Origin of the sequence: Pseudomonas sp. GM48, from assembly GCF_000282335.1 — a bacterium.
Lineage (GTDB): Bacteria > Pseudomonadota > Gammaproteobacteria > Pseudomonadales > Pseudomonadaceae > Aquipseudomonas.
The window spans coordinates 1-21418 of record NZ_AKJM01000189.1 but is presented as its reverse complement, the minus strand read 5'-3'; the positions used below and the strand labels follow the sequence as shown (position 1 = coordinate 21418).

At 60.6% G+C, this 21418-nt stretch carries 18 protein-coding genes; 6 read left to right on the top strand and 12 right to left on the bottom strand.

From position 1 onward, the window contains the following. Nucleotides 1-165: 165 nt before the first annotated feature. The 7 genes from PMI28_RS00470 to PMI28_RS00500 all read right to left on the bottom strand — a co-directional run bounded on the left by PMI28_RS00470 (nt 166) and on the right by PMI28_RS00500 (nt 9816). Nucleotides 166-1086 carry a response regulator gene (locus PMI28_RS00470; protein WP_007992849.1) on the bottom strand — a complete coding sequence of 307 codons (921 nt, stop codon included), beginning with the start codon at nt 1084-1086 and terminating at the stop codon, nt 166-168. A gap of 167 nt (nt 1087-1253) precedes the next feature. Beyond that, nucleotides 1254-2015: a phosphate signaling complex protein PhoU gene (gene phoU / locus PMI28_RS00475; RefSeq protein WP_007992846.1), complete on the bottom strand. Its 762-nt coding sequence runs from the start codon at nt 2013-2015 to the stop codon at nt 1254-1256. 114 nt (nt 2016-2129) lie between these two features. Continuing rightward, a complete protein-coding gene (gene pstB / locus PMI28_RS00480) occupies nt 2130-2963 on the bottom strand; it encodes a phosphate ABC transporter ATP-binding protein PstB (protein WP_007992844.1) in 834 nt (277 codons plus the stop codon). Between the two features lie 179 nt (nt 2964-3142). Beyond that, the gene (pstA, locus tag PMI28_RS00485; RefSeq protein WP_007992842.1) at nt 3143-4813 is read right to left on the bottom strand and encodes a phosphate ABC transporter permease PstA; all 1671 of its coding nucleotides are present in this window, start codon (nt 4811-4813) and stop codon (nt 3143-3145) included. A 15-nt stretch (nt 4814-4828) separates the two neighbouring features. Then, nucleotides 4829-7111, bottom strand: coding sequence for an ABC transporter permease subunit (locus PMI28_RS00490; protein WP_007992840.1), 2283 nt, complete (start codon nt 7109-7111; stop codon nt 4829-4831). 162 nt (nt 7112-7273) lie between these two features. Beyond that, entirely contained in the window at nt 7274-8275 is a 1002-nt protein-coding gene (locus PMI28_RS00495; RefSeq protein WP_007992839.1) for a phosphate ABC transporter substrate-binding protein PstS, read from the bottom strand. Nucleotides 8276-8517: 242 nt separating this feature from the next. After that, nucleotides 8518-9816: an MFS transporter gene (locus tag PMI28_RS00500; protein WP_007992838.1), complete on the bottom strand. Its 1299-nt coding sequence runs from the start codon at nt 9814-9816 to the stop codon at nt 8518-8520. Between the two features lie 364 nt (nt 9817-10180). Here PMI28_RS00500 and PMI28_RS00505 point away from each other — a divergent pair, with 364 nt between their 5' ends. Next, nucleotides 10181-10585 carry an acyl-CoA thioesterase gene (locus PMI28_RS00505; RefSeq protein ID WP_007942704.1) on the top strand — a complete coding sequence of 135 codons (405 nt, stop codon included), beginning with the start codon at nt 10181-10183 and terminating at the stop codon, nt 10583-10585. A gap of 69 nt (nt 10586-10654) precedes the next feature. After that, on the top strand, nt 10655-11554 hold the full coding sequence (locus PMI28_RS00510) for a D-hexose-6-phosphate mutarotase (RefSeq protein WP_007992834.1): 900 nt from the start codon (nt 10655-10657) through the stop codon (nt 11552-11554). Nucleotides 11555-11671: 117 nt separating this feature from the next. Here PMI28_RS00510 and PMI28_RS00515 read toward each other — a convergent pair whose 3' ends face one another. The 5 genes from PMI28_RS00515 to PMI28_RS00535 all read right to left on the bottom strand — a co-directional run bounded on the left by PMI28_RS00515 (nt 11672) and on the right by PMI28_RS00535 (nt 15477). Next, nucleotides 11672-12208 carry a DUF3299 domain-containing protein gene (locus tag PMI28_RS00515; protein WP_007992832.1) on the bottom strand — a complete coding sequence of 179 codons (537 nt, stop codon included), beginning with the start codon at nt 12206-12208 and terminating at the stop codon, nt 11672-11674. An 87-nt stretch (nt 12209-12295) separates the two neighbouring features. Further along, a complete protein-coding gene (locus PMI28_RS00520) occupies nt 12296-12541 on the bottom strand; it encodes a GlsB/YeaQ/YmgE family stress response membrane protein (protein ID WP_007992830.1) in 246 nt (81 codons plus the stop codon). Between the two features lie 100 nt (nt 12542-12641). Continuing rightward, nucleotides 12642-13724, bottom strand: coding sequence for a 5-(carboxyamino)imidazole ribonucleotide synthase (locus tag PMI28_RS00525; protein ID WP_007992829.1), 1083 nt, complete (start codon nt 13722-13724; stop codon nt 12642-12644). A gap of 11 nt (nt 13725-13735) precedes the next feature. Next, nucleotides 13736-14227: a 5-(carboxyamino)imidazole ribonucleotide mutase gene (gene purE / locus PMI28_RS00530; protein ID WP_007971731.1), complete on the bottom strand. Its 492-nt coding sequence runs from the start codon at nt 14225-14227 to the stop codon at nt 13736-13738. A 332-nt stretch (nt 14228-14559) separates the two neighbouring features. After that, nucleotides 14560-15477 (bottom strand): LysR substrate-binding domain-containing protein, encoded by a 918-nt coding sequence (locus tag PMI28_RS00535; RefSeq protein WP_007992826.1) that lies wholly within the window; start codon nt 15475-15477, stop codon nt 14560-14562. A gap of 180 nt (nt 15478-15657) precedes the next feature. On the opposite strand from PMI28_RS00535, the gene aspA reads away from it, so the two are divergent. The 4 genes from aspA (at nt 15658) to PMI28_RS00555 (ending at nt 21401) form a co-directional block, all read left to right on the top strand. Further along, complete coding sequence (gene aspA, locus PMI28_RS00540; RefSeq protein ID WP_003229645.1) at nt 15658-17082, top strand: aspartate ammonia-lyase; 1425 nt, start codon at nt 15658-15660, stop codon at nt 17080-17082. Nucleotides 17083-17612: 530 nt separating this feature from the next. After that, complete coding sequence (locus PMI28_RS00545) at nt 17613-19064, top strand: alanine/glycine:cation symporter family protein (protein WP_007992824.1); 1452 nt, start codon at nt 17613-17615, stop codon at nt 19062-19064. Nucleotides 19065-19230: 166 nt separating this feature from the next. Beyond that, nucleotides 19231-20235: an asparaginase gene (locus tag PMI28_RS00550; RefSeq protein WP_007992823.1), complete on the top strand. Its 1005-nt coding sequence runs from the start codon at nt 19231-19233 to the stop codon at nt 20233-20235. Between the two features lie 167 nt (nt 20236-20402). After that, entirely contained in the window at nt 20403-21401 is a 999-nt protein-coding gene (locus PMI28_RS00555; protein WP_007992822.1) for an AraC family transcriptional regulator, read from the top strand. Nucleotides 21402-21418 lie beyond the last annotated feature (17 nt).

Below are 21418 nucleotides of genomic sequence, written 5' to 3'. Positions count from 1 at the left end.
AGTTGCAATGGACCCGGGTAGTCGGCAGATGTTTCAGAATGGGTGTTCAGCAGATGTGCGGTAACAGTGATGGCCCCTTCGCGAGCAAGCCCGCTCCCACATTGGAATGCACTCCAATGTGGGAGCGGGCTTGCTCGCGAAGACGGACTGACAGGCGACGCTGTATCAAGCGCCAGGAATGAAGTGCTTCTGTGCCGTACCCCGTGCAATCAGGCGCGAGATGTAATCGAGCTTCTGCGCATCCTGATCGACAAAGCGGAAGGTCAGTTGCAGCCAGTCGCTGTCGGGCTTCGGTTCGTGGGCCACGACGGCGTGCAGGTAGCCGTTGAGACGGGCGACTTCGGCGTTGTCACCCTGCTCCAGGTCCAGCACGGCGCTGTCGAGGATCTGCGGCAGAGTCTCGGTACGCTTGACCACCAACAGGGCCTCCTTGAGGCTCAAGGCCTTGATCACGCATTGCGCGATGCCGTTCGGCAAGCGCAACTGACCCTGGCCACGGCCACTGGCGGATCCCGGAGAGGCCGCAGGAGCCTTGGCCGGCGGGCTGTTGAGCAGGCCGCGGGACGGAGCGGCAGCCGGAGCAGCGACAGGGGCGGCAGCAGGCGCGACCACGGCAGGCTTGCCGCCAGTCAATGCGCTCAGGGAGTCGTTACCGAATGCCGGACTCGTTTTGGTCGCGGCTACGTTGATCAAGGCGTCGAGTTTGCCGACCTTGTGCAGCGCCTGCTTGACCTTGGTGATCAGTTGCTCGTTGGTGAACGGCTTGCTGACGTATCCGGATACCCCGGCCTGGATCGCCTGGACAACGTTCTCCTTGTCGCCACGGCTGGTCACCATCACGAACGGCATGGCTTTGAGGTTATCCTGCTCGCGGCACCAGGTCAGCAGTTCCAGGCCGGACATTTCCGGCATTTCCCAATCGCACAGGACCAGGTCGAATGCTTCCTTTACCAGCATGGCCTGGGCCTTTCTGCCATTGATTGCGTCTTCGATCCGCATGCCCGGGAAATAATTGCGCAGGCACTTTTTCACCAGGTCACGAATGAACGACGCGTCGTCCACGACCAACACACTGACCTTACTCATCCACCACCCCTTTAAAAAATCCCGGCCAGCATACCGCTTTGCTGATGGCACTTTGCCAAAAACCTTCAGTCACGCCGGACTTTTCGTTCACGGGTGCTGCTTTTCGAATTCGTGTGCCGCAAACAAAAACGCCCGGCCAATAGGCCGGGCGCTTTACTTGGGCAACCTTACTTATCGTCAGTTTTGCCCGGAACATTAGCGGTTTCGCCACTGGTTCCTTCAACTTCTTCCTTCATGCGCTTGAGACCCAGGTGCCGCACGTCGGTGCCACGTACCAGGTAGATCACCAGCTCCGAGATATTGCGCGCGTGGTCGCCGATGCGCTCCAGCGAACGCAGTACCCAGATAATGCTCAGAACCCGCGAAATAGAACGCGGGTCTTCCATCATGTAGGTGGCCAGCTCGCGCAGGGCAGTCTTGTATTCGCGGTCGATGATCTTGTCGTACTGCGCCACCGACAAGGCCAGTTCGGCGTCGAAACGGGCAAAGGCGTCCAGTGCGTCACGGACCATGTTGCGCACCTGGTCGCCGATGTGGCGCACCTCGACGTAACCGCGCGGCGCTTCGCCTTCTTCGCACAACTGGATGGCGCGACGGGCGATCTTGGTCGCTTCGTCACCGATGCGCTCCAGGTCGATCACCGATTTGGAAATGCTGATGATCAGGCGCAGGTCGGACGCTGCCGGCTGACGACGGGCCAGAATGCGCAGGCATTCTTCGTCGATGTTGCGTTCCATCTGGTTGATCTGGTCGTCGATCTCGCGCACCTGCTGGGCCAGGCCGGAGTCGGCCTCGATCAGCGCGGTCACCGCGTCGTTGACCTGCTTCTCGACCAGCCCGCCCATGGCCAGGAGGTGGCTGCGCACTTCCTCCAGTTCGGCGTTGAACTGCTGGGAGATGTGGTGTGTAAGGCCTTCCTTAGAAATCATGTTGTCTGCTCCGCAAAAGCTGTGAGCTGCAAGCTACGAGCTGCAAGCTGATTTGTGTCGTTACTCGGATCGCTTCTACTTGCCGCTTGTAGCTTGACGCTGGCGGCTGTACGGCTAGCCGTACCGTCCCGTGATGTAGTCTTCGGTCTGCTTCTTCGCCGGATTGGTGAACAGCGTATCGGTGTCACCAAACTCGACCAGCTTGCCCATGTACATGAACGCGGTGTAGTCGGACACCCGCGCCGCCTGTTGCATGTTGTGGGTCACGATCACGATGGTGAACTTGGATTTCAGTTCGTAGATCAGCTCTTCGACTTTCAGCGTGGAGATCGGGTCGAGTGCCGAGCACGGTTCGTCGAGCAGCAGCACTTCCGGTTCAACGGCGATGGTGCGGGCAATCACCAGACGCTGCTGCTGACCACCGGACAGGCCCAGTGCCGAATCGTGCAGACGGTCCTTGACCTCGTCCCACAGGGCCGCGCCTTTCAACGCCCACTCGACGGCTTCGTCGAGGACACGTTTTTTGTTGATGCCCTGGATGCGCAGGCCGTAAACCACGTTTTCGTAAATGGTTTTCGGGAACGGGTTGGGCTTCTGGAACACCATGCCGACGCGACGACGCAGCTCGGCCACGTCTTCGCCCTTGCGGTAGATGTTGCTGCCGTACAGGTTGATCTCGCCTTCGACGCGGCAGCCGTCAACCAGGTCGTTCATGCGGTTGAAGGTACGCAGCAGTGTCGACTTGCCACAGCCGGACGGGCCGATGAAAGCGGTCACGCGCTGTTTCGGGATGTTCATGCTGACGTCGTACAGCGCTTGTTTTTCGCCGTAGAACAGGCTCAGGCCCGGCACTTCGATGGCCACGGTTTCCTGCTCGAGGTTCAGGCTCTGTTTGTCGCGACCCAGTGCCGACATGTTGATGCCGTGGGTATGTGCTTCGTGCTGCATGGGAGGCTCCCTGTGCTAACAAATTCGGTTCGGAACGCTGCTTATTGCAGTTCCCATCAATATTCCGGTGGACGCGGTCCAGTGTGGGAGCGGGCTTGCTCGCGAAGAGGTCGGCACATTCAGCATCAATGTTGCCTGACCCACCGCTTTCGCGAGCAAGCCCGCTCCCACATTGGAAATCAGCTGTCCAAAGCTTTGTACTTCTCGCGCAGGTGGTTACGGATGTACACCGCCGACAGGTTCAAGGTCGCGATCACCAGCACCAGCAACAGCGCCGTGGCGTACACCAGCGGTCGTGCGGCTTCGACGTTCGGGCTCTGGAAGCCGACGTCATAGATATGGAAGCCCAGGTGCATGATCTTCTGGTCCAGGTGCAGGTACGGGTAGTTGCCGTCCACCGGCAACGACGGCGCCAGTTTCACCACACCCACCAGCATCAGCGGCGCCACTTCACCCGCAGCGCGAGCCACGGCGAGGATCATGCCGGTCATCATCGCCGGGCTGGCCATCGGCAGCACGATCTTCCACAAGGTTTCAGCCTTGGTCGCGCCGAGGGCCAACGAGCCTTCACGCACGGTGCGAGGAATCCGCGCCAGGCCTTCTTCGGTGGCCACGATCACCACCGGCACCGCCAGCAGCGCCAGGGTCAACGAAGCCCAGAGCAGGCCCGGTGTGCCGAAGGTCGGTGCCGGCAAGGCTTCCGGGAAGAACAGGCGGTCGAGCGAGCCACCCAGCACGTAGACGAAGAAGCCCAGGCCGAACACGCCGTAAACGATGGCCGGAACACCCGCCAGGTTGTTCACCGCGATGCGGATCACCCGGGTCAGTGCGTTCTGCTTGGCGTATTCACGCAGGTACACCGCCGCCAGCACGCCGAACGGGGTCACGATCATCGCCATGATCAGGGTCATCATCACGGTGCCGAAGATGGCCGGGAAGATCCCGCCCTCGGTGTTCGCTTCACGCGGGTCGTCGCTGAGGAATTCCCAGACCTTGCTGAAGTAGAAACCGATCTTGGTGGTCGTGCTCATGGCGTTCGGCTGGTAGGCGTGGACCACTTTGCCGATGCCGATTTCGATTTCCTTACCGTTGGCATCGCGGGCAGTCAGGCTGTCGCGGTTGAACTGCGCATGCAGATCAGCCAGACGCGCTTCGACGTCCTGATAGCGAGCATTGAGCTCGGCACGCTCGGATTCCATATCCGCTTGTGCGGTGGCGTCGAGTTTGCCTTCCAGCTCCAGCTTGCGACCGTGCAAGCGGATGCGCTCGAGACCGGCGTTGATCGCGCCGATGTCGGTTTTTTCCAGGTTCTTGAGCTGAGCAGCCAGTTTGTTCACGCGGTCGACACGAGCCTGCAACTCAGGCCATGCGGCTTCGCCTTCAGCGATGACCTTGCCGTCCTGTTTGACGTTGACCAGGTAACCGTAAAAGTTGCCCCACTCGCGACGCTCGATCGCCATCAACTCCGGCGGTGTCGTCTGGTTGGTCAGCCACTCGCCGACAATCCAGGTGAAGTCGTTGCCGTTCAGGTCACGGTTGCCGACCTTGATCAGCTCGCGGGTCATGAACTCCGGGCCTTGATCCGGCACCGGCAAGCCGGCGCTCTTCAAGCGTGCACGGGGCACTTCTTCCTTCTGTACCACTTCGCCGATGACCAGGTGCTGGCCCTGGCCCGGTACGTCGTAGCTGGCGTGGATCAGATCCGCCGGCCAGAAGTGACCCAGGCCGCGCACGGCAATCACTGCCAGCAGGCCAATGGTCATGATGACCGCGATGGACACCGCGCCACCGCTGATCCAGACGCCGGGGGCGCCGCTCTTGAACCATCCTTTCAGGGAGTTCTGTTTCACAGACTTCTACCTTTCTTAAAGCGACGAGTATTTCTTGCGCAGACGCTGACGAATCAGTTCTGCGAGGGTGTTCATGACGAAGGTGAACAACAGCAGCACCAGCGCCGAGAGGAACAGCACGCGGTAGTGGCTGCCGCCGACTTCCGACTCGGGCATTTCCACCGCAACGTTGGCCGCCAGGGTGCGCAGGCCTTCGAACAGGTTCATTTCCATGACCGGGGTGTTACCGGTGGCCATCAACACGATCATGGTTTCACCGACTGCACGCCCCATGCCGATCATCAGCGCCGAGAAGATGCCCGGGCTCGCGGTGAGAATCACCACGCGGGTCATGGTCTGCCACGGCGTGGCACCCAGGGCCAGCGAGCCCAGGGTCAGGCCGCGAGGCACGCTGAACACGGCGTCTTCGGCGATGGAGTAGATGTTCGGGATAACCGCGAAGCCCATGGCCAGGCCAACCACCAGGGCGTTGCGCTGGTCGTAGGTGATGCCCAGGTCGTGGGAGATCCACATGCGCATGTCACCGCCGAAGAACCAGTTCTCCATGAACGGGCTCATGTACAGCGACAGCCAGCCCACAAACAGGATCACCGGGATCAGCAGCGCACTTTCCCAACCATCCGGGACTTTCAGGCGGATCGACTCAGGCAGGCGGCTGAAGGTGAAACCGGCAACCAGGATGCCGATCGGCAGCAACATCAGCAGGCTGAAGATGCCCGGCAAGTGCCCTTCCACATACGGCGCGAGGAACAGGCCGGCGAAGAAACCGAGGATCACCGTCGGCATCGCTTCCATCAGCTCGATCACCGGCTTGACCTTGCGGCGCATGCCCGGAGCCATGAAGTACGCGGTGTAGATCGCCGCGGCAACGGCCAGTGGAGCGGCCAGCAGCATGGCGTAGAACGCGGCTTTCAGGGTACCGAAGGTCAGCGGTGACAGGCTCAGCTTGGGTTCGAAGTCGGTGTTGGCGGCGGTCGATTGCCAGACGTATTTAGGCTCGTCGTAGTTCTCGTACCAAACCTTGCTCCACAGCGCGCTCCACGACACTTCCGGGTGCGGGTTGTCGAGCAGCAGCGGATGCAGCTTGCCGCCGGCTTCGACGATCACGCGGTTGGCGCGAGGCGACAGACCGAAAATGCCCTGGCCTTCAGCTACCGGCTCCACCAGCAAGGTGCGGTGGGCGGTGCTGTGGAACACACCAAGCTTGCCGGAAGCATCGAGGGCAACGAAGCCCTTGCGGCGTTCTTCGGCGGTGATTTCAACGATAGGCGTGGTGCCCATCTGGAAGGTGCGGATTTGCTTCAGGCGTTGTTCGCCATCGGGGTCGCGAGCCATGAACCACTGGGCCAGGCCACCTTTGGAGTCACCGATGATCAGCGAAATGCCGCCTACAAGCTGAGTGCTGGCGGTGACTTGAGCTTCACCGTCTTCAAGCAGTTTGTAGCGACCGTTGAGGCTCTTGTCGCGCAGGCTGAATACGTCGGCCTGGGCACGCCCGTTGATCACATACAGCCACTGCTGACGCGGGTCGACGAAGATGTTCTTCACCGGCTCGTTCATCTGCGGCAGGTCGATGCGCTTCTGCTCGTTGGTGACTTCGCCGGTCATCATGTTCTCTTCGCTGGTCAGCGACAGAACATTGAGTTGCGAACCGGTGGCGCCAACCAGCATCAGGGTCGAGTCGTTGGCGTTGAGGCTCACGTGCTCCAGCGCACCGCCGGCTTCGTTCACCGCGATTGGCGCTTCGCCGTACGGGTACTCGACGGCCGGGGTGATGGTTTTCTTGCCATCCGGGTAGCTGACTTTATAGGTGTGACGGAACACCAGGGCCTGGCCGTTGGACAGACCCACCACCACCAGCGGGTGACCTGGCTGGTCTTCACCGATGGAAGTCACGGTGGTGCCGGCCGGAATCGACAAATCGACGCGCTTGAGTTCGGCGCCACTGTCGATGTCGAAGAACAATGCCTGGCCCTTGTCGGAAACCCGCATCGCCACCTGGTTCTGTTCTTCCAGAGAGATCATCAGCGGCTTGCCGGCGTCTTGCATCCAGGCTGGCGTGATGGCGTCCTTGGCGGTCAGGCTGGCACCCTGGAACAGGGGCGCGACGACGTAGGCAAGGAAGAAGAAGATCAGGGTGATCGCGCCCAGTACAGCGAGGCCGCCAACGAGGACGTACCAGCGGGTCAGGCGATCTTTGAGCGCGCGAATGCGGCGCTTGCGTTGTAGCTCAGGCGTATTGAAATCAATTCGCTTGGGGGGATTAGTAGTCATGTTGGAATTGGCCAGATCATTCATGCGCACACCCTAGCGATCCTGTATGACAGAAAGATGACAATGCAGTGACGCAACAAATCCGCCGCTAGCGGTAACCAGCAGCGGATAGAGAATTTGAGGTGTATGGGGGCGGCTCCTGCCGCCCCCATGTGAGTCCGAGGGGTTCACCTCGGACTCAATTTGTTACTTTTTTGCGACTTCAGCGCCGCCTTCCGCCAGACCCAGGTCAGCCAGAGCTTTGGCAGCTACTTTGGCCGGCAGTGGGATGTAACCGTCTTTCACTACAACTTCCTGGCCCTGTTTAGACAGAACCAGTTTCACGAACTCGGCTTCCAGCGGTGCCAGAGGCTTGTTCGGGGCTTTGTTGACGTATACGTACAGGAAGCGGGACAGCGGGTACTTGCCGTTCAGGGCGTTTTCTTCGGTGTCTTCGATGAACTCGGTGCTGCCTTTCTTCGACAGAGCAACGGTTTTCACGCTAGCGGTCTTGTAACCGATACCCGAGTAACCGATGCCGTTCAGCGAGGAGCTGATCGACTGCACGACCGAAGCCGAACCTGGTTGCTCGTTCACGTTTGGCTTGTAGTCGCCTTTACACAGGGCTTCTTCCTTGAAGTAGCCGTAGGTGCCGGATACCGAGTTACGACCGAACAGTTGAACCGGCTTGTTGGCCAGGTCGCCGGTCACGCCCAGGTCGCCCCAGGTTTTGACTTCGGTTTTAGCGCCGCACAGACGAGTGGACGAGAAAATCGCGTCGACCTGTTCCATGGTCAGGTGCTGGATCGGGTTGTCCTTGTGGACGAATACAGCCAGGGCGTCCACGGCAACCGGGATAGCGGTTGGCTTGTAGCCGTACTTCTGCTCGAAGGCAGCCAGTTCGGTGTCCTTCATCTTGCGGCTCATCGGGCCCAGGTTGGAGGTGCCTTCAGTCAGCGCAGGTGGCGCAGTGGCGGAGCCAGCGGCCTGAATCTGGATGTTTACGTTCGGGTATTCTTTTTTGTAGTTCTCAGCCCAGAGGGTCATGAGGTTGGCCAGAGTGTCGGAACCAACGCTGGACAGGTTGCCCGACACACCAGTGGTCTTGGTGTAGCTCGGGATAGCAGGGTCAACAGCGGCAACCGCATTGGCAGTCGCAACGCCAGCAGCGACAAAAGTCATTGCCGCCATCAAACGCTTCAGTTTCATGCCTTACTCCTAGCAGATAGGGTGTGTTAAGTCGGGGCCAAGTATCAGCAGGCCGTGTGAACACTCTATGGCTGAAATATGACAATTGGATGAATGGCCAGTATTCAGTGTTTCCAGGTAATTCCGCGTTATCGTTCTTCGCGAGCAAGCCCGCTCCCACATTGGTTCTGTATTCACCGCAGATCCCCTGTGGGAGCGGGCTTGCTCGCGAAGGCGTCAGTACAGTCGATGCAATAGGTCGATCAACGCCCTTTTTTCCAGAGGTAGGCGCCCACCACAATCCCGACCCCACACAGCACCGCCACATAATAAGCAGGACCCATCGCACTTTCCTTGAGCAACAGGCTGACGATCATCGGCGTCAGGCCGCCGAAGATGGCGTAGGCCACGTTGTAGGAGAACGACAAGCCGCTGAAGCGCACCACAGGCGGGAAGGCCTTGACCATCACGTAGGGCACCGCGCCGATGGTGCCGACCAGCAGACCGGTCACCGCGTACATCGGAAACAGCCAGTCGGGATGATCGGCCAGGCTGTGATAGAAGGTCCAGGAACTGGCCAGCAGCGCGGCGCAGCCAAAGACGAAGACTCGCCCCGCGCCGAAGCGATCCGCCAGCGCGCCAGCGATGATGCAACCAAAGCTCAAGAAGACGATCGCCAGGCTGTTCGCCTGCAAGGACGTTGTTGGCGAGAAGTGGTAGACCGTCTGCAGCACGGTTGGCGTCATCAGGATCAACACCACGATGGCGGCGGACAACAACCAGGTCAGCAGCATCGAAATGGCGATTGCACCCCGATGGTCACGCAGCACCGCCCGCAGCGGCACCTCTTCGGCCAGCGCCTTGCGTAGTTGCAGCTCGGCGAATACCGGGGTTTCGTGCAGCCAGCGACGCAGGTACACCGCGAACAGGCCGAATACACCTCCGAGCAGGAACGGGATACGCCAGGCGTAATCCGCCACTTCCACCGGGGTATAAATGCTGTTGATCGCCGTGGCGACCAGGGAGCCTAAAAGGATGCCCGCCGTCAGGCCGCTGGTCAGGGTGCCGCAGGCGTAGCCGACATACCGCTGCGGCACGTGTTCGGAAACGAAGACCCACGCCCCCGGCACTTCACCGCCAATGGCCGCGCCCTGGATCACCCGCATCAACAGCAGCAGGATCGGCGCCCACAGGCCGATCTGCGCATAGGTCGGCAACAAACCCATGATCAGGGTCGGCACCGCCATCATGAAGATGCTCAGGGTGAACATTTTCTTACGGCCCAGCAGGTCGCCGAAGTGCGCCATCACGATGCCGCCCAGCGGCCGCGCGAGGTAGCCGGCGGCGAAGATGCCGAAGGTCTGCATCAGGCGTAGCCACTCGGGCATGTCCGCGGGGAAGAACAGCTTGCCCACCACCGTGGCGAAGAACACGAAGATGATGAAGTCGTAGAACTCCAGCGCGCCGCCCAGGGCAGACAGCGATAGCGTCTTGTAATCGTTGCGGGTCAGCGGACGTGCGGGTTGGTCTGGCTGCGCGATGCTCGAGGGCGCTGTGGTCATGGCAAGGGCTTCTCTTATAGTCGGATCTGCAACCTCAACAACGCTGGCTGAGGTTTGGGCAGGTCCGGCACGATAGCAAATTGTTCGAAAAAGCACATAGAGGTGCGTTTTTGACAGTCAAAATGAGAACCGGACGGTCGTCGCGGAGTCTACCGACCGATATACTCGCAGCATCGCTCCGGTTTTTGAGGGGTTGCTGTGCGAAAACGCCTCTCAGGTTCATAGGCGATTTCGCAGAGTTTCCCTTTAGGCGCCTTATGGAAAACGTGACGAACGTAGTATGTTCGGTGCTGAATCGTTTTTCCCGAAGACGGCTACCACCAGCAGTACCAACGAAGAGTCACGGGTCAGAGGCACCCCCGGCATGATAGAGCTCGAACAAGAAGATCCAATCCCGCAAGGCGACCTGGCCCTGCAAATCACCGCGCTCCCTCGCGAAACCAACGGCTTTGGCGATATTTTCGGCGGCTGGCTGGTGGCGCAGATGGATTTGGCAGGCACCGCGATGGCCAGCAAGGTCGCTGGCGGACGCGTTGCAACCGTTGCGATCGACCGCATGGCGTTTCTGGTTCCGGTGGCGGTGGGCGCTCAACTCTCCTTTTATACCCAGGCCCTGGAAATCGGCCGCAGCTCGATCAAGATGATGGTCGAGGTCTGGAGCGACGATCCATTGTCCAGCGAGTGGCGTAAAGTAACCGAAGCGGTCTTTGTGTTCGTTGCCATCGACGGCAGCGGCCGCACCCGCTCGGTTCCGCCTCGCGCTCGCTGAAAGAACCTCTAAACCTGGTAGCCGTTTTGCGGTCGAAAGTCGTCCACGTTACTGATCGAGAGCTGTCCCATGAGCACGCCCAATGTTGAAGCCGTAAAACTGGATGAACTGAATTGCTGGCGCATCCGCCACGGTCAGGCCGAATTACTGGTGGCCCAGCAAGGTGCGCACATCCTCAGTTATCAACTGGCCGGCCAACCGCCGCTGATCTGGCTCAACGACGAGGCCGTGTTCAAGACAGGCAAGAGCATCCGCGCCGGCGTACCGGTGTGCTGGCCGTGGTTCGGCAACTTCGACCGCAACCCGAAAAGCGTGCAGGCGATGCGTGTCAGCGGTGAAGCACCGTCGGCTCACGGCTTCGTGCGAGCGATGGATTGGGAACTGGTCGGCATCGAAGCCGAAGGCGAAAGCCTGAAGGTCGAATTCCTTCTGCCCTACCCCGATGGCGGCTTTCCCGGCTGGCCGCACCAGGTGGACTTGACGCTGAGCATTCGCCTCGACGAGCAACTGCACATCCAGCTGACCAGCCACAACCGGGGCACTGATACCGTCAGCATCAGCCAGGCGCTGCACAGTTACTTTGCGGTCAGCGATGTGCGTGACGTGCACGTCGAAGGCGTGGACGGCCTCAACTACATCGAAACCCTGGACAACTGGAAAACCGTGACCCAAAGCGGTGATCTGCGTTTTACCGGCGAGACCGATCGCATCTACCTCGACGCCCCGCCGCAGTTGAGCATCGTCGATCCAGCGTGGGAGCGACGCATCGTACTGACCAGCAGCGGATCGCGTACGGCGGTGATCTGGAACCCGTGGATCGACCGCGCCGCCGCGTTCAGCGACATGGCCGACGACGGCTGGCAGCGCATGCTGTGCATCGAAACGGCGAACGTGATGGACGATATGGTGAGCCTGAAACCAGGGGCGAGCCATACCCTGGGTGTGAGTATCGGCAGCCAGCCGCTCTAAACAACACCACGAAAACAATGTGGGAGCGGGCTTGCTCGCGAAGGGGCCATAACATTCAACATCATCGTTGCCTGTTACACCGCCTTCGCGAGCAAGCCCGCTCCCACATTTGAATCTCTACAAGTCTGATTCTTTTACTACTCTGACTTTCTCCGCATCCAGCGCATATGCCGCATCAGCCAGGTCATTGCTGACCTTCTCGACTTTCAGCGTACCGGTGACCCACAGCGGCGTGTAGATGTCGTTCAGCTTCAGGCCCTTTGGATAGCGCACCAGCACCAGCTGATTGGGCGGTGGCGGCGGTACGTGAATGCAGGCGCCCGGGTACGGCACCAGGAAGAACAACGTACTGCGGCCCTTGGCGTCGGACTCCAACGGCACTGGGTAACCGCCAATGCGGATGTTCTTGTCGTTCATCGACGCAACGGTCTTGGTCGAGTACATCACCGCCGGCAAGCCTTTGGCCTGCTTCATCCCACCCTTGTCGGTGAAAGTGCCATTGGCTTCGGGGGAGTTGTGGTCGATTTCGGGCATGGCCTCGAGGGCTTTCTGGTCCGACTTGGGCATCAATTCGAGCCAGTCGGTTTCCGGCAGTTCGCCGGCATGGGCAAGGCCCGAACCCAATAAAACAAGAGTCAATAAAAGACGGCGCATGAAGGTGCTCGGTAAAGGGAGGAACAGGAAACGCCGAGCATTCTAGCCCTCCCGACCGGTTTGGCGGAGAGGGCTTTGTCGCCTGGATCAGTTCTTTTTGAGCAGCCCGTAAATCACCAGCAACACAATGGCGCCCACCAGCGCACCGATGAAGCCTGCGCCCTGGCCGGCCTGATAGATGCCCAGGGCTTGACCGCCGTAAGTGGCCGCCAGCGAACCGCCGATACCGAGCAGGATTGTCATGATCCAGCCCATGCTGTCATCGCCCGGTTTCAGGAACCGCGCCAGCAGGCCGACGATCAAGCCGATAAAGATGGTTCCGATAATTCCCATGGCATTTCCCTCTGATTGATTGGCTATAGCCTAGCCAGACTTTGGCATCCTGCCATGAGAGAACGGCGGTCCCCGAAGGTTCCGCCGCTGCCACATGAAACTATTCGGCGATGAGCGCTTCGACCTTGAGGATCTGCGCAGCCAGCGTTTCGCGGTCTGCACAACGCAGGTTGGCGTGCCCGACCTTGCGGCCGACCTTGAATGCCTTGCCGTAGTGATGCAAATGGCAATCGGCGATGGCCAGGACTTTCTCGGTCTCAGGCACTTTACCGATGAAGTTGAGCATCGCGCTTTCGCCGACCTTGGCGGTCGAACCCAGCGGCAGACCGGCAACGGCCCGTAGGTGGTTTTCGAATTGGCTGCACTCGGCGCCTTCGGTGGTCCAGTGCCCGGAGTTGTGCACGCGCGGGGCGATTTCGTTGGCCTTGAGGCCACCGTCGACTTCGAAGAATTCGAACGCCATCACGCCAACATAGTCCAGCTGCTTGAGTACGCGACTGGAGTAGTCTTCGGCCAACGCTTGCAGCGGGTGCTCGGTGCTGGCCACGGACAGCTTGAGGATGCCGCTGTCGTGGGTGTTGTGCACCAGCGGATAGAAGCGGGTTTCACCGTCGCGGGCACGCACGGCAATCAGCGAGACTTCACCGGTGAACGGCACGAAGCCTTCCAGCAGACAAGCCACGCTGCCCAGCTCGGCGAAGGTGCCGGCCACATCTTCAGGGGTGCGCAGGACTTTCTGACCCTTGCCGTCGTAACCCAGGGTACGGGTCTTCAGCACCGCCGGCAGACCGATGGAAGCCACGGCGGCATCCAGATCGGCCTGGGACTGGATGTCAGCGAACGCCGGGGTAGGAATCCCCAGGTCCTTGAACATGCTCTTTTCGAACCAGCGATCGCGGGCGATGCGCAGGGCTTCGGCGCTCGGGTAGACCGGGACGAATTGCGAGAGGAACGCGACGGTTTCCGCCGGAACGCTTTCAAACTCGAAGGTCACCAGATCGACTTCATCGGCCAGCTGACGCAGGTGATCCTGGTCGCCGTAATCGGCGCGCAGATGTTCGCCCAATGCAGCAGCACAAGCGTCCGGAGCCGGGTCCAGGAAAGCGAAGTTCATGCCCAGCGGAGTGCCCGCCAGCGCCAACATGCGACCCAACTGGCCGCCACCGATTACACCGATCTTCATCGTCAACAACCTCAGGCGATGCGTGGGTCTGGATTTTCCAGGACGCTGTCTGTCTGCTCAGCACGGAAGGTTTTTAGCACCGCGTGGAACTGCGGGTGCTTGGCGCCCAGGATACTCGCCGACAACAGCGCGGCGTTGATCGCGCCCGCCTTGCCGATGGCTAGGGTGGCGACCGGAATGCCCGCAGGCATCTGCACAATGGAGAGCAGCGAATCGACGCCCGAAAGCATCGCGGACTGCACGGGTACGCCCAGCACCGGCAGGTGGGTCTTGGCTGCACACATGCCTGGCAAGTGGGCCGCGCCGCCGGCACCGGCGATGATCACCTCGATGCCTCGTGCCTCGGCCTCTTCGGCGTACTGGAACAGCAGGTCCGGGGTGCGGTGGGCAGAAACCACTTTCACCTCGTAGGGGATGCCGAGCTTTTCCAGCATATCGGCGGTGTGGCTAAGGGTGGACCAATCGGACTTGGAGCCCATGATCACGCCAACCAGTGCACTCATCGTCGTGCCTCTTCTCTCTGGGCGCCCGCAGGCGCATCAAAAAACAACAAGCCACGCAGGATGCGTGGCTTGATTGTACGAATTATGGCCAGTCGTAACCGGCCGAAGGCCGCGCAGTATACCTCAATGAAGCCAATAAACAGCCCCCGTTGCGACCATCTGTCATCTGCCGCAAAGCCCCGATTTTATTGACTTGAAGGTCAATGGAATACACCTCGAATTTCCTGTGGGAGCGGGCTTGCTCGCGAAAGCGGTGGATCAATCAACATCGATGTTGAGCGTACCGGCCTCTTCGCGAGCAAGCCCGCTCCCACATTGGGCTTTCACCGGCTTCAGGAACCGGTCGTGCCCTGTGCCGCACCGCCTTCCAGCTTGCGCCACAACAACCGCACGTTGGCCTTGCGTACCAGTGCGCAGCGATACAGGCGAATTTCCAGTGGCACATGCCATTGCGCACCGCCGCATACCACCAGCTCACCGCGCGCCAGCTCGGCGCGCACGCTGAGTTGGGGCACCCAGGCAATGCCCAGGCCTTCCAGGGCCATGCTTTTCAGGCTGTCGGCCATGGCGGTTTCGTAGATCGTGGTAAACCGCAGTTGACGCTGGCGCAACAAGCCATTCACCGAGCGCCCGAGAAATGCCCCGGCGCTATACGCCAGCAGCGGTACGCTGCCTTCGCCTTCCAGATCGAACAGCGGTTTGCCGTCGGCGTCTGCCGCGCAGACCGGCAACATTTCGGTGTGGCCAAGGTGCAATGACGGGAAAATTTCCGGGTCCATCTGCATCGCTGCGTCCGGGTCGTAGAACGCCAGCATCAGATCGCAGCCGCCTTCGCGCAAGGCATGTACCGCGTCGCCAACGTTGGTCGCCACCAGCCGCGTGGCGATGTTCAGGCCTTCATTGCGTAACTGCGCGATCCAGCGCGGAAAGAAACCCAGCGCCAGCGAGTGCGCGGCCGCGACCTGCATCACTTCGCCCTGCCCGCCTTCCAGGTGATGCAGATGACGCAGCACTTCACCGAGCTGTTCGACCACGGTGCGTGCGGTGACCAGAAACAACTGCCCCGCCGCCGTCAGTTCAACCGGCGTGCGCGAGCGGTTGACCAGCGTCAACCCCAACGCCGCTTCAAGACTGCGGATCCGCCGACTGAAGGCTGGTTGGGTCACGAAGCGTCGTTCCGCCGCTTGGGAGAAGCTACGGGTGGCCGCCAGGGCACTGAAGTCCTCCAGCCATTTGCTTTCCAGATTCATCACGTCCTCCCGGACACGCACCAATTTAGGTCACACGCTTGCCGTCAACGCAGCGTCACACGGGCATTATGCCGAATGTGCATAGGCTAGTGTTTAACAGCATTGGCCCAAAATTTCGTACAAGCCTAGCATTCACAGCGTTCCGGCACAGACCGGGTCCATATTGAGATGATTTCTATCATGTCCTCCGCTGCATCATTCCGCACAGAAAATGACCTGCTTGGCGCCCTCGAAGTACCGGCTCAAGCGTATTACGGTATCCAGACCCTGCGAGCGGTGAATAATTTCCGCCTTTCGGGCGTTCCGATTTCGCACTACCCGAAACTGGTTGTCGGCCTGGCCATGGTTAAACAGGCCGCTGCTGACGCCAACCGTGAGCTGGGTCACCTGAGCGAAGCCAAGCACGCTGCCATCAGCGAAGCCTGTGCACGTCTGATCCGCGGCGACTTCCACGAAGAGTTCGTGGTGGACATGATTCAAGGCGGCGCCGGCACTTCGACCAACATGAATGCCAACGAAGTGATCGCCAACATCGCACTGGAGGCCATGGGTCACCAGAAAGGCGAGTACCAGTACCTGCACCCGAACGACGACGTGAACATGGCGCAGTCGACCAACGACGCTTACCCAACGGCGATTCGCCTGGGTCTGTTGCTCGGTCACGACGCCCTGCTCGCCAGCCTCGACAGCCTGATTCAGGCGTTCGCGGCCAAGGGTGAAGAATTCAACCACGTCCTGAAGATGGGTCGTACCCAGCTGCAAGACGCTGTACCGATGACCCTGGGTCAAGAGTTCCGCGCTTTCGCCACCACCATGGGCGAAGACCTGGCCCGTCTGAAGACGCTGGCCCCGGAACTGCTGACTGAAGTGAACCTGGGCGGCACCGCGATCGGCACCGGCATCAACGCCGACCCGCGCTATCAGGCCTTGGCTGTCCAGCGCCTGGCCCTGATCAGCGGTCAGCCGCTGGTTCCGGCCGCCGACCTGATCGAAGCTACCTCCGACATGGGCGCCTTCGTGCTGTTCTCCGGCATGCTCAAGCGTACCGCGGTCAAGCTGTCGAAGATCTGCAACGACCTGCGCCTGCTCTCCAGCGGCCCACGCACCGGCATCAACGAAATCAACCTGCCGGCACGTCAGCCAGGCAGCTCGATCATGCCAGGCAAGGTCAACCCGGTAATTCCGGAAGCCGTTAACCAGGTGGCCTTCCAGGTCATCGGTAACGATCTGGCGCTGACCATGGCGGCCGAAGGCGGCCAGCTGCAACTGAACGTGATGGAACCGCTGATCGCTTTCAAGATCCTCGATTCGATCCGCCTGCTGCAACGCGCCATGGACATGCTGCGCGAGCACTGCATCGTCGGCATCACCGCCAACGAAGCACGCTGCCGTGAACTGGTCGAGCACTCGATCGGTCTGGTCACCGCACTGAACCCGTACATCGGCTACAAAAACGCCACCCGCATCGCCCGTATCGCCCTCGAAAGCGGCCGCGGCGTGCTGGAACTGGTGCGCGAAGAAGGCCTGCTCGACGAAGCCATGCTCGCCGACATCCTGCGCCCGGAAAACATGATTGCTCCGCGTCTGGTGCCTCTGAAGGCATAACCCGACGCGTTACCTGTAGCACCGCTCACCAGGTCGAGGGACTAGACACCTCTCACCTTTTGAGGGCTTGGAGATCACTCTCCAGGCCCTTTTTTTTAACTGTTTGATCCTGAGAACCGTATGTCTGGGGACTGACCAATGTGGGAGCGGGCTTGCCCGCGAAGGCGACGGCACATTCAACAATGATGTGTCTGATAGACCGCTTTCGCGAGCAAGCCTGCTCCCACCAAGAGCAGCTCCCACATAGCCTGACAGCAAAAATGTCAGGTGTTTCAAAGGCTTCGTTTCACCGCTAGCACCACAACCGTGCAGACGGACGGCATTGTCATCGGTATAGTGCCGCCCCTCTTCGCGTGAGCGGTCGTCGGTAGCGAGGCCACAACCCATGCGAAACCCGAACTAATAACAAACCCGCGATATGAAACCGGGACGAACTTCGAACCGACCGTTGTGCCGTGCGCCCACCGGTGTAACTCGATGTGTCTATCCGGCCAGCATTTGCCTACACAAAAAACAGCGAGGAATAATCCATGCTCGAAGTCATTAACGACTTCCTCTCAGGGAAAGTACTGATCGTGCTCATTGTCGGGCTCGGTAGCTACTTCACGATCCGCTCGCGTTTCGTTCAATTGCGTCACTTCTTCCACATGTTCGCGGTGTTCCGTGACAGCCTCAAAAGCAGCGCCGGGCAACTCAGTTCGTTCCAGGCCCTGATGCTCAGCCTCGCCGGCCGCGTCGGTGCGGGCAACATTGCCGGTGTCGGCATTGCCGTGACCCTCGGCGGCCCCGGTGCCGTGTTCTGGATGTGGGTGACCGCACTGGTCGGCATGTCCAGCAGCTTCTTCGAATGCTCCCTCGGCCAGCTTTACAAGCGCTGCGATTCTGACGGCACCTACCGTGGCGGCCCTTCCTATTACATCCAGCACGGTTTGCAAAAACGCTGGTTGGGGATGCTCATGGCGTTCCTGTTGCTGGTGACCTTCGGGTTCGCCTTCAACGGCCTGCAAGCCCACGCCGTGACACACTCGCTGAACAACGCGTTCGGCCTCGACACCACTTACACCGGCATCGGTCTGGCCGTGCTGTTGGGCCTGGTGTTCATCGGCGGGATCAAGCGCATCGCCAAGGTCGCCGACCTGTTGGTGCCGGTGAAAACCCTAGTCTACATCGGCGTGACCATCTACGTGATCGTGCTGCAGTTCGACCAGGTGCCGGGCATGCTGATGACCATCGTCAAGAGCGCCTTCGGTCTGGACCAGGCCTTCGGCGGCCTGATTGGCAGCGCCATCGTCATGGGCGTGAAACGTGGCGTGTTCGCCAACGAAGCAGGCCTGGGCAGTGCGCCTAACGTGGCGGCGGTGGCGGCGGTCGAGCACCCGGTGGCGCAAGGCGTGGTTCAAGCGTTCAGCGTGTTCCTCGATACCTTCGTGATCTGCACCTGCACCGCGCTGCTGATCCTGCTCTCGGGCTTCTACACCCCTGGCTTCGAAGGCGACGGCATTGCCCTGACCCAGAACTCCCTGGCCGCCGTGGTCGGTGACTGGGGCCGGATGTTCATCTCCGTGGCCCTGGCGTTGTTCGTGTTCACCTCGATCCTCTACAACTACTACCTGGGCGAGAGCAACCTGCGCTTTTTGATCGGCGAAAACCGCAAGGCACTGATGGGCTATCGCGCATTGGTACTGGTGCTGATTTTCTGGGGCGCCATCGAGAACCTCGGCACCGTATTTGCCTTCGCCGACATCACCATGACCATGCTCGCGTTCGTCAACCTGATCGCGCTGTTCCTGCTGTTCAAGGTCGGCATGCGCATCCTGCGCGACTATGATGACCAGCGCGCCGCTGGCATCAAGACCCCGGTGTTCGACTCCGCCAGGTTCCCGGACCTGGACCTGGATCGCCAGGCGTGGCCGGCCAATCCGCCAGCCGCTGCCGGCAAGACTGAAGTTGAGCCGCAAGGTGTACCCGCAGCGCAACGCTGATTGGTAAAAAGCGGGCGCACCCCTTGCGCCCGTCAGTTAGAGTGCAAAACCTGTGGAAGCGGGCTTGCTCGCGAAGAGGGCGTGTCAGACAACATCACTGCTGACTGACCCGGCGCTTTCGCGAGCAAGTCCGCTCCCACATGTCATCTCTTGCGGAGACCTCCAGATGATTCCCAATAACTACCCTGCCGCCCAGCACGTCATGGTGCTCTACACCGGCGGCACCATCGGCATGCAGGCCAGCGCCCACGGCCTGGCTCCGGCGTCCGGTTTCGAAGCGCGGATGCGTGACTACCTGCACAGCCAACCAGAGCTGGTGGTGCCGCAGTGGCGCTTTCGCGAGATGTCACCGCTGATCGACAGCGCCAATATGACCCCTGCGTATTGGCAGCAGCTGCGTGAAGCGGTAGTCGACGCGGTGGATGTGCAGGGCTGCGACAGCGTGCTGATCCTGCACGGCACCGACACCCTGGCCTACAGCGCCGCCGCCATGAGTTTCCAGTTGCTCGGCCTGCACGCCCGCGTGTGCTTCACCGGCTCGATGTTGCCGGCCGGTGTGACCGACAGCGATGCCTGGGAAAACCTCAGTGGCGCACTGGTCGCCCTGGGCCAAGGCCTGGCGCCGGGCGTGCATCTGTACTTCCATGGCGAACTGCTGGACCCGACCCGTTGCGCGAAGGTGCGCAGTTTTGGCCGTCATCCGTTCAAGCGCCTGGCGCGTCAGGGCGGTGGTGTGAAAGCCTCTTCGCTGCCAACAGCGTTGAACTACAACCAGGCAAAACAACTGGCGAAGGTTGCCGTGTTGCCGCTGTTCCCTGGCATCGGTGCCGAGATCCTCGATGGCCTGCTCGACAGCGGCATTCAAGGTCTGGTGCTGGAGTGCTACGGCAGCGGCACCGGGCCGAGTGACAACCCTGAATTTCTCGCCAGCCTCGGGCGTGCGCAGGATAACGGCGTGGTAGTGGTCGCGGTGACGCAATGCCACGAAGGCGGGGTTGAACTGGACGTCTATGAGGCAGGCAGTCGCTTGCGCGGTGTCGGTGTGCTGTCCGGTGGCGGCATGACCCGTGAAGCGGCATTCGGCAAGTTGCATGCACTGCTGGGTGCAGGGCTTGAAACGGACGAAGTCCGTCGGCTTGTCGAACTCGACCTCTGCGGTGAGTTGAGCTGACAAAACACAAAACCTGTGGGAGCGGGCTTGCTCGCGAAGGCGGCGTGTCAGATGACATCAATGTTGACTGACACGCCGCCTTCGCGAGCAAGCCCGCTCCCACATTGGGAATCTCACCCGGCATACAACTTGCTCCGCATTCCAGCATCCCAAGGCTGGAAGTCCTTATGCTCCACTCCCACCTCACCACGCTCAATGCGGTCTCCCTGGTACTCGATGCCTTCAAGGCCGAAGGTCTGTCCAGCGAAGCGCTGCTGGCCGGTAGCGGCATCAGTGCGGCGGACCTGAACCGTGCCGACACGCGCATCACCACCAATCAGGAGATGCAGGTCTGTGCCAACGCTGTTGCCCTCAAGCGTGACATCGGTCTGGAACTGGGCCGGCGGATGCACGTTTCCTGCTATGGCATGCTCGGTTACGCCCTGCTCACCTGTGCCACCTTCGGTGACGCTTTGCGTCTGGCGATGCGCTATCCGGCGCTGCTGGGAACACTTTTCGAGTTGAGCCTTGAAGACGATGGCGAGCGCATCTGGTTCGCCGCTGCCGATTACCGCGAGAGCCCGGCCATGGCAGTGTTCAACGCCGAGTTCTGCCTGGTGTCGCTGAAAGTCACCTGCGACGACCTGCTCGGCCATCCCCTGCCCTTGCTCGGCGCACGCTTCGAACATCCCGCGCCCGACTACGAAACGAGCTACGCCGAGCACTTCGATTGCCCGTTGCACTTCGGCGCGCGGAACAATGCCTTTGCCTTCGACAAGCGCTGGCTCGACCAGCCGTTGCCGCTGGCCGATGTCATCACCCATCAAGCCATGGCCGAACGCTGCCGCAAACAGAACATCGAGTTCACCGGGCGCCAGGCCTGGCTGGGACGGATCCGGCAGTTGCTCAGCGCGCAGTTGAATGCAGCGCCGGGACTGGAGGGGCTGGCCGAGCAAATGAACTGTTCGGCGCGGACCTTGCGCCGTCATCTCAAGGACATGGGTTGCAGCTATCAGGAACTGCTCGACGAACTGCGCTTCGAGCAGGCCAAGCAAATGCTTTGCGAGGATCAACTGCCGATCTATCAAATCGCCGAGGCCCTGGGCTTCAGCGAAACCGCGAGTTTTCGCCATGCCTTTGTGCGCTGGAGCGGTGTGGCACCAAGTCAGTTCAGGCCACACGGCTAACCCTGTGGGAGCGGGCT

Bases quoted from the DNA above. Each gene is read 5' to 3' on its own strand.
- PMI28_RS00470 (WP_007992849.1), bottom strand. From the start codon at position 1,086: ATGAGTAAGGTCAGTGTGTTGGTCGTGGACGACGCGTCGTTCATTCGT.
- phoU (WP_007992846.1), bottom strand. From the start codon at position 2,015: ATGATTTCTAAGGAAGGCCTTACACACCACATCTCCCAGCAGTTCAAC.
- pstB (WP_007992844.1), bottom strand. From the start codon at position 2,963: ATGCAGCACGAAGCACATACCCACGGCATCAACATGTCGGCACTGGGT.
- PMI28_RS00490 (WP_007992840.1), bottom strand. From the start codon at position 7,111: ATGAATGATCTGGCCAATTCCAACATGACTACTAATCCCCCCAAGCGA.
- PMI28_RS00495 (WP_007992839.1), bottom strand. From the start codon at position 8,275: ATGAAACTGAAGCGTTTGATGGCGGCAATGACTTTTGTCGCTGCTGGC.
- PMI28_RS00500 (WP_007992838.1), bottom strand. From the start codon at position 9,816: ATGACCACAGCGCCCTCGAGCATCGCGCAGCCAGACCAACCCGCACGT.
- PMI28_RS00505 (WP_007942704.1), top strand. From the start codon at position 10,181: ATGATAGAGCTCGAACAAGAAGATCCAATCCCGCAAGGCGACCTGGCC.
- PMI28_RS00510 (WP_007992834.1), top strand. From the start codon at position 10,655: ATGAGCACGCCCAATGTTGAAGCCGTAAAACTGGATGAACTGAATTGC.
- PMI28_RS00515 (WP_007992832.1), bottom strand. From the start codon at position 12,208: ATGCGCCGTCTTTTATTGACTCTTGTTTTATTGGGTTCGGGCCTTGCC.
- PMI28_RS00520 (WP_007992830.1), bottom strand. From the start codon at position 12,541: ATGGGAATTATCGGAACCATCTTTATCGGCTTGATCGTCGGCCTGCTG.
- PMI28_RS00525 (WP_007992829.1), bottom strand. From the start codon at position 13,724: ATGAAGATCGGTGTAATCGGTGGCGGCCAGTTGGGTCGCATGTTGGCG.
- purE (WP_007971731.1), bottom strand. From the start codon at position 14,227: ATGAGTGCACTGGTTGGCGTGATCATGGGCTCCAAGTCCGATTGGTCC.
- PMI28_RS00535 (WP_007992826.1), bottom strand. From the start codon at position 15,477: ATGAATCTGGAAAGCAAATGGCTGGAGGACTTCAGTGCCCTGGCGGCC.
- aspA (WP_003229645.1), top strand. From the start codon at position 15,658: ATGTCCTCCGCTGCATCATTCCGCACAGAAAATGACCTGCTTGGCGCC.
- PMI28_RS00545 (WP_007992824.1), top strand. From the start codon at position 17,613: ATGCTCGAAGTCATTAACGACTTCCTCTCAGGGAAAGTACTGATCGTG.
- PMI28_RS00550 (WP_007992823.1), top strand. From the start codon at position 19,231: ATGATTCCCAATAACTACCCTGCCGCCCAGCACGTCATGGTGCTCTAC.
- PMI28_RS00555 (WP_007992822.1), top strand. From the start codon at position 20,403: ATGCTCCACTCCCACCTCACCACGCTCAATGCGGTCTCCCTGGTACTC.